The organism is Pseudomonas sp. Root569, from assembly GCF_001427465.1.
GTDB lineage: Bacteria > Pseudomonadota > Gammaproteobacteria > Pseudomonadales > Pseudomonadaceae > Aquipseudomonas > Aquipseudomonas synxantha.
On the sequence record NZ_LMGQ01000006.1, the window covers coordinates 25556 to 38633 of the forward strand.

At 66.4% G+C, this 13078-nt stretch carries 4 protein-coding genes; 1 reads left to right on the top strand and 3 read right to left on the bottom strand.

Annotated elements, in window-relative coordinates; genetic code table 11:
* Positions 1-233: 233 nt before the first annotated feature.
* The 3 genes from ASD70_RS06860 to ASD70_RS06870 are packed head-to-tail and all read right to left on the bottom strand — an operon-like array spanning position 234 to position 6358.
* Complete coding sequence (locus ASD70_RS06860; RefSeq protein ID WP_056846005.1) at positions 234-2381, bottom strand: TonB-dependent receptor; 2148 nt, start codon at positions 2379-2381, stop codon at positions 234-236.
* A 33-nt stretch (positions 2382-2414) separates the two neighbouring features.
* On the bottom strand, positions 2415-5477 hold the full coding sequence (locus ASD70_RS06865; RefSeq protein ID WP_056846006.1) for an ABC transporter permease: 3063 nt from the start codon (positions 5475-5477) through the stop codon (positions 2415-2417).
* Positions 5474-6358: an ABC transporter ATP-binding protein gene (locus ASD70_RS06870; protein WP_046072145.1), complete on the bottom strand. Its 885-nt coding sequence runs from the start codon at positions 6356-6358 to the stop codon at positions 5474-5476. Before ASD70_RS06870 ends, ASD70_RS06865 begins: the two co-directional genes overlap by 4 nt.
* Before the next feature lie 299 nt (positions 6359-6657).
* Between ASD70_RS06870 and ASD70_RS06875 the strand changes: the two genes are divergently transcribed.
* On the top strand, positions 6658-13068 hold the full coding sequence (locus tag ASD70_RS06875; RefSeq protein WP_056846007.1) for a non-ribosomal peptide synthetase: 6411 nt from the start codon (positions 6658-6660) through the stop codon (positions 13066-13068).
* The last annotated feature ends 10 nt before the right edge of the window (positions 13069-13078 follow it).

Genomic DNA, 13078 nt, shown 5'->3' on the forward strand with positions numbered 1-13078 from the left:
GGCAAGAGCGTTTGGTTACTTTGCGCTTTTCAAAGTGACCCGCTGTAAAAGCGGAACCAATAGTGGCCATTACCTAAATAATGGATATGTACTCGGTCTGATCCAACATCCTGGTCAACTGTCAGGTAGCCATCGGGAGCAAGCCCCCTCCCACATTTAGATCGTGGGGCATCAGTCAGTTGTCAGGTCGCCAGCCGGAGCAAGCTCCCCCCACATTGCACCCAGTGACCGCCTCAGAACTGATAGCTATACCCCACCCCCGCCGAACGCCCGCGCCCCGGCATCCCGGTCAGCACCGTGTCGGTGGAGTACGCGCCATACAGGTCATACCGCGCATCCAGCAAATTATCGCCCCACAAATAAACCTCCGACCCCCCACTCTCCAGCCCAAGGTGCAAGTCCAACTTGGCGTAACCCTTGAGGTCATAGTGGTTCTGCGGATCAGCCGGGCGGTTTTTCTGCACGCGGTAGTTGAGCAAGGTGTTCAAGCGCGGCGCAGGCAAGCCCAGCAGTTCACCCAGGGGTTTGTTCCAGGCCACGCTGAAGTTGCCACTCCACAACGGCACATCCGGCACGCGGCTGCCCTTGGCCACATCACCACCGGAAACACCTGGCGCATCGGAGGTGACCACCGCGTTGGTGTAGCTGATGGCGCTGCCCAGGGTCAGCTCATCGGTGACGTGCCAGGTGCTCGACAATTCGGCGCCTTTGCTGCGGGTGTCGGCGTTCACGGCGCTGACGGCCATGCTCTTGAAGTCATACCCCAGCAGGTGGTCATCCTGCACACGAGTGATAAACAAGGCGCCTTCCAGGCTCAACGCACCGCCTTGGCTTTCATGCTTGAAGCCGACTTCGGCGGAGTTCACCTTGGCCGCCTTGTAGGGCTCGCTGTCCTTGACCGAGGTGGCGTAATCGTTGAACCCGGCCGATTTGTAGCCCCGCGACAACACCGCATACAGGTTGGTCTGCGGCGTCCACGCATAGCTCAGGGCCACGCGACCGGTGTTGTAGTCGTCCTGCAAGCGACGGCTGTCGCTGACCAGGTTGCCGCCACTGCTGTAGTCGGCGCCGTAGGTCTTGCGATCCCAGGTGTGACGCAGGCCGGTGGTGAGTTTCCAGTCCTCGGCAATCGGGAAGGTTACTTCGCCGTAGGCGGCATAGCTGTTGGTGGTGAAATCGCGCATTTGCCGGGCGCCGTTGGTGAAGTTGGTGGAATCGAAGCTGCGCTCGGAACGGGACAGGTTCACCCCGGTCACCCAGAACACCTCGGCATCCGCCAGCGAGCCCAGGCGCAGGTCCTGGCTCCAGACCCGCTCATGGGCCGCGTCTTCGACCAGGTACTCGAAGGGTTGGCCGTACAACGCCTGGGTGATGTTGCGATCATAGCCCTTGATCGCCTTGAAGTCGGTGCTGGTGTAGGCGCTGATCGAGGTGATCCGGGCCTGGGCCAGGTCGTGGTTGAGCTCGAAGGAATAACGCTCGTTGGTCTTCTTGTTGCTATCGAAGGTGCCGGGGGTGTAGTCGAGGCTGGGACGATTGCCGAATGGCCGCAGGATCTCCGAGCCGGCGTAGTGGTCGGCGCGCTGGCGCTCGACGGTCAGCAGGCCGGTAGTGTCTTCGTCGTTGTCCCACAGCAGGCTGCCGCGCAGGGCCAGGTCACGTGGCTTGGTCAGGGGGTCGCCGTCCTGTTGGTCGTCGACCCAGTTATCAAAGCCGCTGCGCCGCACCGCAATACGCCCGGCCAGGGACTCGGTCAGCGGCCCGCCCACTGCGCCTTCGGTCATGAACTGGCCCTGGTTGCCCGCTTCGCCGCGCACATATCCTTCCAGCTCGCGGGTAGGCTTACGGGTGGTGACATTGATCGCCCCCGCTTCGCTGTTACGCCCGAACAGCGTGCCTTGGGGGCCCTTGAGCACTTCCACTTGCTGCACGTCGAGGGTGGCCATGGCCGCGTTGCGCACCGACATCGGCACCCCGTCCACGTTCAGCACCACCGAGCCGTCGTCCATGCTCATCTGGTTCAGCGAGCCGATCCCACGGATACGCACGTTGGCGTCGTTGGCGCCGCCCCAGGAGTTCACATCCACCCCCGGCGTGGTGCGCAGGGCATCTTCCAGGGTGCGCAGGCGGCGGGTCTCCAGGGTTTGCCCATCGAGCACCGAAAGGCCGAACGGAATGTCCTTGGCACTCTCCTGATTCAACCGCGCACTCACCGTCACCGGTGCCAGCTCGATGGTCTCGGCGCTGGCGGCCGGTTGATGGTCAGCGGCATAGGCCGTACACATCTGGCTGGACAAGGTCAGCGCCATGGCTTGGGTCAATACGTTGGCCCGCCAACCGAGAGGACGACGCAGCGGCTGGATAGACAGTTCAGATGACATGGCAAAACTCCAAAAGACAGGGATGATTCAACTTCATTGCGCAGGCCCCCAGCGCTTGAGCGCGGCGGCAATCGCCGGATCGGAGGGCGCGCCCAGCAGGCCCTGGATCGCGGTTGGCCATCCCTGGCCGTGACGGACATCGGCGGTCATCGCCGTGAGATGTTCGGGGGTTTGCGCGGCGACCCAGTCGAGGCTGACCAGCGCGGCATAGCTGGCGGCCCAGCCTTGTTCGCGGGCATCGGCCAGGGTGCCGACGGGCTCGCCGTCGCTGGCCAGGGCGCGGGTCAGGTCGTCGGCCATCAGCTTGACCAGCGTGGCCCGGGCGTCAGCGCCATCGGCATCCTCCACACACAGCAGGCCCAGCGCCCCCGCCACACCCTGGCTCAGCCACAGGTAACCGGGGGCCTGGCGCAGGTCGCTGGCGTCGGTCAACATGCGGCGGGCGAGCAGTTCGGCAATATGGGCGCGGCGTGTCCAGCGTCCGACGCCTGTTGGCCCCACGTCCCAATTGGGCGACTGGCTGAGCAGCAGATGGCCGTGGCTCAAGCGGCTGGCGCCCATGCTTGCAGGCCATTGGCTCAGGTGTTCGACGCTGGAGCGGCCGCCCAGACGTCGCGCCACACAGGCGCTCATCAGGTCCAGGTCTTCCTGCACTTCACGGGCGGTGTGCTCACGGCTGGCATCCTTGCGAAGCGGCGTGGCGTAGGCGAAGTCCAGTGGGCCCAGGCTGCTGCTGGTCAAGACCTGACCATCGACCTCAAGCTGCCATTGCCAGTGTCCGGCCGGTGCGACCGCATCCACCGCCACCTCAGCCCCCCTTGGCAACCGGGGCACCGCGACCGGCAAGCCAGCTTCGCTGCGCAGGGCCGGCGCACGCAACAGTCGCTCGCTGTCCAGCCCCAGGCGCGGCACCACGCGGCGCGCTTCCAGCCACACACCCTGCGGCCCAAGCCAGAACGCTTCGCCTTCGGCAGGCCAGCCGTCAGCACTCAGCGTCCAGTTCAACACCACCTGGCAACCACTCGCCGCGCAACCCTGCAAAGGCACACGCAGATGCGCGGTGGCTTGTTCAAACGCGACCGGTCGCCCCATCACGCTGACTGCCGTCAACTGCAGGCCCGGCGGTAACTCAGCGTCCAGGTGGGCAGCGACCACCCCATCCAACGTCCACTGGCCCAAGACCTGCCGCGCCGCCGAATCAACCTGCATCTGCAACTGCCCACCGGCCACCTGCCAGGCGCTCGCCCCGGGCAGCCAGCGCTGTTCCCAGTCGGCACGTTCGGCACGTTGCTCGGCGACGGACTGGTAATCGCCCTGCTCCACCAGATGCCGCTGCAAGAGCACGCCGCTGGCGAGCAAGCCGACGATGCCCAAGGCCAGCAACGCACCGGGCAAACCGAGCAAACCGCGGCGCACATCGCTCAACCGACGATGCTCCGGCCCACGGGGCAAGGCCAGTGCCGCCAGCGCGAGCAACACCAGGCAACCGGCGAGTTTCCAGCTGGCCAAGGTGGCCAGAAACCCCAGCCATGGCGCCCAGCCGGTCAGCAACGACACCCCCACATGCGCAGGGATCGCCATGGCATAGGGCGGGTAACTCACCAGCCCCAACTCATGGTTGAGCACCAGGAAAAACGTCAGCAGCATCGAAGTGGCGTAAGCCAGCCCGGAGCGGCGAACCAGCGCATGCACCAGCACCGTGAGCATCGCCAGTTCCACCAGCGGCGGCGCGAATACCAGCGCCTGATAGACCAGCACAAAACCCGGCGCCAGGCTGTCGGGCGCGGCAATAGCACTGATCAGCAAGCTGGCCAGGCCAGGCACCAACGCCAGGGCCAGTGTCGCCATCAACACACATGCCACCCGCCCCAACAGGCGCAGCCACACCGGGGCCGGGGTCGCCTGCAACATGGCGCCAAAGCCTTCGACGTCATCGCGCCGGCACACCAGCCCGACCAGCGCCGCGACGATAAAGGCGATCACCAGGAACAACGCGCTCGACAGCAATGGCAGGGTCAGATCCGCCCGAGGCACCATCGGCCCACGGGCATGCCACACCCCGTGGACAAAACCACTGAGCACGCCCATCACCAACAGTAATCCGAGGGCCACCCACCAGATGCGCCGGGCAAACAGCTGGCGTACCTGCCAACGCGCCTCGCACCACAGGGCTCGCGGCCACTGGCTGCGCACCAGCGGGCCAGGCAAGGTCACGCCGCTCGCCAGCAGCATCGGCGGCTCGGCCAACACCGCCCCGCTACGCCTGCCCATCAAACCCTGGCGCGTGGTGCGGGCCAATACGACAGCCAGCAACAGCAGCGGCACTGCGCACCACAACACACGGTTAAGCCAGAACCCCGGGGTCAGGGCCAGCAGCGATTGGGACTTTTGCGCGGCGCTCCAGGTCTCCACCTGGGCCTGCGCAAAGGTGAACAATGACGGGTCCAGGCTGGCGGCCAGCAGCGGGTTGATATGCCCGCCCTTGAGCACCACTACGGCAAACATCCACAACAGCATCAACACCGTCGCCAACCCGAACGGCGCCGCCAGGCCACGGCTGCGCAGCGCCAGCAGGTAATACAACGCACCGATGCCGGTGCTCACTGGCAACAGCAAGGCGACCCAGGCAAACCCCAGGGCCGACCACATCGGCGCACCGATACTGGCGGCCGGCACCCAGCCGAGCCAGCCCAGTACCGGGCTGACCAGGAAGCCGACGATCAGCGAACTGGCGAGCAAGCCGCCCACCAGCGCCGCGCCGATAAAACGTCCCCACAGCAGCGCGGGCAGCGACAGCGGTAAAGCCAGCAACACCTCTTCCAACTGCGCCTTGCGATCGCGCAAGGCCGGTTGCGCGAACACCCAGGCCCAGGCGAAAAACAGAAAGAACATGCACCCGCAGGACATCAGATAGATCAGGCTCGGCGCGTTGCGCGCAATGTCGCTGGCGCCCATTTTCTGCACGTAGTCGGCATTCGCCAGGGACATCAGCAAATAACCGGTCAGGCCCAGGAACACCAGTAACGGAATACCGCTGCGCAGCCCGGCGCGGACTTCCACCCAGGCCTCGCGCATCAACAGAGCAAAGGTATTCATGCCTCGAGCGCCTCACCGGCCTGGGCCAGCGCCAGGTAATAGATGTCTTCCAGGCGCGGCGCGTGAGGGGTGAAGCGCGGATCGGCCGGGCGTTCGCCGTGCACGATCACGCGGCTACCGGCGGGGCTGGCGGCTACGTGCAAGGCGGCGGGCAGTGGCTCGCCACGGCCGAACGACGCCTCCCACAGGCGACCCTGCTCAGCGCCAAGCAAATCCGCCGGGCGGCCTTCGACAATAATTCGCCCACCGGCCAGCACCGCCAGGCGGCTGCACAGGTTCTCGACGTCTTCGACAATATGGGTCGACAGCAACACGATGGACTCGGCCGCCACATCCGCCAGTACCCGGTGAAAGCGGTTGCGCTCGGCCGGATCAAGGCCCGCGGTGGGCTCATCGACAATCAGCAAACGCGGCGAGCCGATCAGGGCCATGGCGATGCCGAAGCGGCGCAACATGCCCCCCGAATACGTGGCGAGCGCCCGATGCGCGGCGTCTTGCAGGTTGACCTTGGCCAGCAGGCCCTCCACTTCTTCACGACGCTGGCGGGTGTCGGTACGCCCCTTGAGCCAGGCAAACCGATCAAGCAGATCCCGCGCACTCACCCCAGGGTACGCCCCCAGTTGCTGTGGCAGGTAACCCAGGCGACGGCGCAGATGCTCGGCATCGGCCAACACATCCACGCCATCCAGGTGAATGCTGCCGGCGTCCGGTTGCTGCAAGGTCGCCAGGGTGCGCATCAGGCTGCTCTTGCCTGCGCCATTGGGGCCAAGCAAGCCATACATGCCCGGCCCTACGCTCAGGTCCACACCGCGCAGCGCCTCGACACCATTGTTGTAGCGCTTGCACAAGCCGCGCACCTGTAAACCCGAATCGACTGACATCCACAACTCCATCAAGGACGAGCCCTGCAAAAGGGCGGCGAGCGACGGTAGTCAAGGCCGGCAACGCGGTTCTACCCGATTCAAGTCATTTTCCAACCGTATCCCGCTCGGTGACCGGCGTTGTCTCCCACCACCGCCGCAGCCTGATCCGCATCGGGCAAACGGATACGGGGCAAAAACGATTCGATTGGGGTAGTCGCCACAATGAGAATGACTAGCATCTGCTTCCACACAATGACCTGCCCCCAGCGCCTGGGCCAACCCCGGTCCGGGCCCTAGCGATGAGAAGACGTTGAGCCATGGCCACTCCCAGCACCTCAACCGCAACCCTGCTGCGCCGTTCCCTGTCCGAAGCCCTGGGGCAGCCCGCCGAACAGATTCCCCTGGAGGCCAACCTGATTGAATGGGGGCTGGATTCAGTCACCCTGATCCGTCTCGCCGGCCAATGGCGGCGCCAGGGTCTGGCCGCGCGTTTCGCCGAGCTGGTAGCCGACCCACGCCTGTGCACGTGGCTGACGCTGCTTGATACCGCCCCCGTCGCCGCGCCCCCCGCCAACCACAGTGCGGACGACGGCCTGCCCTTCGAACTGGCGCCCATGCAACACGCCTACTGGATCGGGCGCGCCCCTGGCCAAGCCCTAGGCGGTGTGGCAGCACACTTCTATAACGAATTCGACGGCCACGGCGTTGACCCAAGCCGCCTGGAAGCCGCGGTGCAGGCCCTGCTGGCCCGCCATCCGATGTTGCGGGCGCAGTTTCTCGACGATGGCCGCCAACAGATCCTGCCCCAAAGCCCATGGCCGGGCCTGAAAGTGCATGACCTGCGCCAGGCCGATGCCGAACAGCTGCAACAGCAACTGCAGGCCTTGCGTGCCGAGTTGTCCCATCGCCAGTTGGCGGTGGAACACGGTCAGGTGCTGGACATCCAGCTATCGCTGTTGCCCCGGGGCACACGCCTGCACCTGAACCTCGACATGCTCGCCGCCGACGCCCTGAGCCTGCGCACCCTGCTCGGTGATCTGGTGCAGTTGTACCGCCAACAGCCCCTGCCTGCGCTGGGCTACAGCTTCCCGCGCTACCTGGCCGACCTGCGCGAGGAGCAGGCCAGTCCTGAGCACCGTGAGCGCCATCGCCAAGCCCGCGATTACTGGTTGCAGCGCCTGGACGCATTACCGGGTGCCCCACGCCTGCCGATCAAGCCCCAGGGTGATGAAGGCCAGGTGCGCCGCCGTCACCACTGGCTGTCGCCTTCCCAGCGCCAGGCGTTTGAACGCCATGCCCGCGAGCACGCCCTCACCCCGGCCATGGCCCTGGCGGCGGTGTTTTGCGAGGCCCTTGGCGCCTGGTGCGAGGCGCCCGAAGTGCTGCTCAACCTACCGTTGTTCAACCGCACGCCGTTGCATGCCGATGTCGAGCGCCTGGTCGGCGACTTCACCTCGTCGATCCTGCTGGCCTGGGATGGCCGGGTGGCCGGCAGCTTTGCCGCCCGAGCCACGGCGTTGCAACGTCGCTTCCATGGTGACGCGGCCCACAGCGCGTTTTCCGGGCTCGAGGTGTTGCGCGAACTGTCCCGCCATCGCGGTGAGCAAGTACTGGCGCCGGTGGTGTACACCAGCGCCCTGGGCCTGGGGGAGTTGTTCGCCGAGGGTGTGCAGGAGAGTTTCGGCCAGCCGGCGTGGATCATTTCCCAGGGCCCGCAGGTGTGGCTGGACGCCCAGGTCACCGAACTGGACGGCGGCATCCTGGTCAACCTCGATGCCCGTGAAGGGCTGTTTGCCGAGGGTGTACTGGACGGGCTGTTCGACGCCTACACCGGCCTGTTGCAGCGCCTGTGCCATGAAACCGCAGCCTGGGATCAGCCGGTACCGGCGCTGATTCCCGCCAGTCAGCTTGGCGTACGCAGCGCCGCCCAGGGCCAGCCCGCCGCGTTGCCGGTCGAGCGCCTGCACGAAGGTTTCTTCACCCAAGCGCAATTGGCCCCGACCCTGCCGGCATTGCTGTACGGCAATCAGGCCATCACCTATGGCGAGTTGGCCGAGCGAGCCTTGGGCGTCGCGGCCTATCTCGAAGGCCAAGGCGTGAAGCGCGGTGACGTGGTGGCGCTGCAATTACCCAAAGGCCCCGAGCAGGTGATCGCTGTGCTGGGCATCCTGGCGTGCAGCGCCACCTACCTGCCCATCGGCGTCGACCAGCCTGCCGCACGTTGCCGCAAGATCTGCGAGGGCGCCGATGCGCGCTTGCTGCTCACCCAGTTGCCGGACGCTGCTAGCCCATTGCAAGCACCCCGCCGCGGTGCAATCAGCGACCTGGCCTACATCCTTTACACCTCCGGCTCCACCGGTGAGCCCAAGGGCGTGGAAATCAGCCATCTCGCCGCCGCCAACACCCTGGAGGACCTGCAACGACGCTTGCAGCTCAACCGCGATGATCGGGTCCTGGCACTCTCGGCGCTGGAATTCGACCTGTCGGTGTTCGACCTGTTTGCCCCGCTGGCCTGCGGTGCGGCGGTGATCCTGATCGAACCCGACGCCCAGCGCGACGCGCCACGCTGGCGCGAACTGGCGGTGCAGCACCGCGCCAGCGTGCTCAATTGCGTGCCGGCGCTGCTCGACATGCTGCTCGGCTGCGCCGACGCGCCGCTGCCCTGGCGCGCCGTCTTGCTCGGCGGTGACAAGGTCGCGCCGCAGCTGGCGCCGCGCCTGTGGGCCCAAGCCCCCGGTTGCCGCTTCATGGCCCTGGGCGGTGCAACGGAAGCGGCGATTCACTCGACGCTTTTCGAAGTCGTGCCCGGCCAGGCGCTGCACTGGCATTGCCTGCCCTACGGCAAGCCACTGGATAACGTCAGCCTGCGCATCGTCGACCCGCACGGCCATGACTGCCCGGACTGGGTGGCTGGTGAACTGTGGATCGGCGGTACCGGGGTGGCCGAGGGCTACCGGGGCGATGCGCTGCGCAGTGCCGAACGCTTTGTGCACTACCAGGGCCTGCGCTGGTACCGCACCGGCGACAGTGCGCGCTACCACCCCGACGGCACGGTGGAGTTCCTTGGGCGGACCGACTTCCAACTCAAGCTGCACGGCTACCGTATCGAAGCCGGTGAAGTGGAACACGCGCTGCTGGCCTGCCCCGGCGTCGAGCAGGCAGTGGCGCTGCTCGCCGGCCAGCACCTGGGGGCGGTGGTGCGCCTGGCGAATGGCCCAGCGCAGCCCACCCCACTGGCGTTCCCGAGCCTGGCCGAGCATCTGCCGGCCTATATGATTCCCAGCCTGATCCTGGGCTGCGCGCAATGGCCCCTGACGACCAATGGCAAAGTGGATCGCAAGGTCCTCAACGGCTGGCTGGCGGAACACAGCGGCGCCGCCCCGGGCCAGCTGTCACCGCCCTGTGGCCCCATCGAACAACTGGTTGCCCACGCCTGGCAGCAGTTGCTCGGCTGTGGTGAAGTCTGTCGTGAGCACAGCTTCTTTGCCCTGGGCGGCGACTCGCTGAGCGCCACGCGCCTGGTGCGCCTGCTAACCGAGCAAGGCCTGGGCGGCGCACGCATCGCCCGGGTGTTTGCCCAGCCGGTGCTGGCGCAGTTTTGCGAAGGCCTGCATCAACAGGCCCATATCCAACCACCACGCACCCTGGTGCCGGACCTCGCCCAGCGCCATGCGCCCTTCCCCATCACCGAGGTGCAGCAGGCCTACTGGCTGGGCCGCGACCCAAGCCTGGTGCTGGGCGGTGTGAGTTGCCACTTCTACCGCGAATACGACGTCGAGGACCTCGACCTGCCACGCCTGCAACACGCACTCGGGCGCCTGATCGAACGCCACGAAATGCTGCGCGCCGTGTTCGATCAAGCGGGCCAGGCGCGCATCCTCCCCCTGGTGCCGACCTTCGTGATCGGCCAAGGCTACGCCTGCATCGAGGACCTGCGTGAACACTGTGCCCACCGCGTGTTCGATCCTGCCCACTGGCCGCTGTTCGATGTGCAGGCAGTGACCCAGGGCCGGCATACGCGACTGGCGATCAGCCTGGACAACCTGATCCTCGACGCCCTGAGCATCCTGCGCTTCTATGCCGAACTCGACGCGCTGTATCGCGAGCCGATGCTGGCCCTGGCGCCGCTGGAACTGTCGTTTCGCGACTATCAGCTGCAGGCCGGCGTGGAACCTGCCGAACTGCACGCCGCGCAACACTTCTGGCAGGCACGTTTGCCCCAATTGCCGCCGCACCCGCAACTGCCCCTGGCGGCCGATCCTGCCAGCCTGGGCCGGCCACGCTTCGAACGCCTGCTAGGACAGGTCAAGGCGGGGGCGTGGCAAGCGATCCTGGCCAAGGCCCAACAGCATGGTTTGACCGCCTCGGCAGTGCTGCTCTGTGCGTTTGCCGAAACCCTGGGCCGCTGGAGTGCGCGCCCGGACCTGAGCCTCAACCTCACGCTGTTCGATCGCCGCCCGGTGCATCCGCAGATCGATCAGGTCATGGGCGATTTCACCTCCCTGACCCTGCTCGGTTATGTGCCCGTGGCAGGCGAACGCTGGATCGACCGAGCACGGCGCACCCAGCAGCACCTGGGCGAGGCCCTGGAGCACCGCTGCATTGGTTCGGTCAGCCTGTTGCGCCAATTGGCGAGGGACAGCGGTGAACAACAGGTGAGCATGCCGGTGGTATTCACCAGCGCCCTGGGCGTGCCGGACGGCACCGCCGCGCCGGTGGACGGCCCGTTCGCCAGGCAGGTCTTCGGCCTGACCCAAACCCCGCAAGTGTGGCTCGACCATCAGGTGGTGGAAGCCGACGGCGGCATCGCCCTGAACTGGGACCGGGTGGTCGGCCTGTTCCCCGACGGCCTCGTCGAAGCGATGTTCGATGCCTACCTGGGCAGCCTCCACTGGCTCGCCGTAGACCCCTGGGACAGCGCCCCGCCGGATCTGCTGCCGGTGGCCCAGGCCCGACTGCGCGCCCGCTTGAATGCCCCCGGCCCCGGCGTACCGGGTGACCCGACCTTGCACCAGGGCTTCTTCCAACACGCTCAGCAAGCCCCGCAACGCCCGGCGTTGTTGTGGGGTGAGCATGGCCGCCTGAGTTATGGCGAACTCGCCGAGCGTGCGCTGCGCATCGCCCGCAGCCTGATGGACGCGGGCGTGACAACCGGGGATCTGGTGGCAGTGTCCCTGGCCAAGGGACCACAACAGATCGCCAGTGTACTGGGGGTGCTGGCAGCGGGCGCGGCCTACCTGCCGGTGGGTGTGGACCAACCACTACAGCGTTGCCAGCGCATCCTGCAACAGGCCGGCGTCAGCCTTATCCTCGCCGAGCACGACCCGCAACTGCCCGGGGTCAAGCACCTCAAGCCGTCCCAGGCGCAAAGCGTCGAACCGCTGCACGCGCCGTTGCCCGTGAGCACCGACCAACTGGCCTATGTGATCTATACCTCGGGCTCCACCGGCCAGCCCAAGGGCGTGGAAATCACCCATCGCGCCGCGATGAACACCGTGGCCGAGATCAACCGCAGCTACGGCGTCGACGCCTCGGACCGTGGCCTGGCGCTGTCGGCGCTGGACTTCGACCTGTCGGTATATGACCTGTTCGGCCTGCTCTCGGTGGGCGGCGCCCTGGTGTTGATTGATGAAGATCAGCGCCGCGACGCCCGCGCCTGGCTCAAGGCCCTGCAACATCACGGCGTAAGCCTGTGGAACAGCGTGCCGGCGTTGCTCGACATGCTGCTCGAAGCCAACGCGGTGGAGCAGCAACCCCTGGCACTGAAGGTGGCGCTGCTGTCAGGCGACTGGATCGGCCTCGACCTGCCGCAACGCCTGCGACAACAGGCCCCGGACTGCCGCTTTATCGCCCTCGGTGGCGCGACCGAAGCGGCGATCTGGTCCAACCATTTCGAGGTTCAGCAGCCGCTGCCAGGCTGGCGTTCGATCCCCTATGGCGTGCCACTGGCGAACCAGGCTTACCGCGTGGTGGACGCCCTTGGCCGCGACTGCCCGGACTGGGTCACGGGGGAATTGTGGATCGGCGGTGACGGCGTCGCCCGTGGCTACCGCCATGCGCCGCAATTAAATGCCGAGCGCTTCGTCAACGGCTGGTACCGCACCGGCGACCTGGGCCGCTACCGCCCCGACGGCTTGCTGGAATTCCTCGGCCGCGCTGACACCCAGGTGAAGCTGCGCGGCCATCGCATCGAGCTGGGCGAAGTCGAAGCGGCCCTTGCGCGTCATCCCTGTGTGAACCAGGCCGTGGCGTTGGTCGCAGACCAGCGCTTGCTCGCCGCCGTCGCTGCCAGCACCTGCGCCGAAGTGCTGGCCCTGCACCTGGAGCAGTGCCTGCCCACGTATATGCGCCCCGAACAGATCCTGGTGCTCGATCGCCTGCCCTTGAGCAGCAACGGCAAGGTCGATCGCCGCGCCTTGCTCGCGCCGCTGGCCGCCGCTGCCCATTCACGCCCCACGCTGGATGAAACGCCGTTGAGCACCACTGAACAGCTGGTCGCCGAGCTGTGGCAGCAGTTGCTCAACGTGTCCTGCGTGTCGCGCCACGACAACTTCTTCCGCCTCGGCGGCGACAGCCTGCTGGCCACGCGTTTTCTCGAAATGCTGCGCAGCCGCATCGGCGTGGAACTGCCCATGGGCCAATTGTTCGGCGCCGCCAGCCTGCTCGAAGTGGCGCAAACCCTCGAGCGCCAGCCCGCCCCGCACCCCGTTGAAGAGGGCGTCATCTGATGCCCGCACA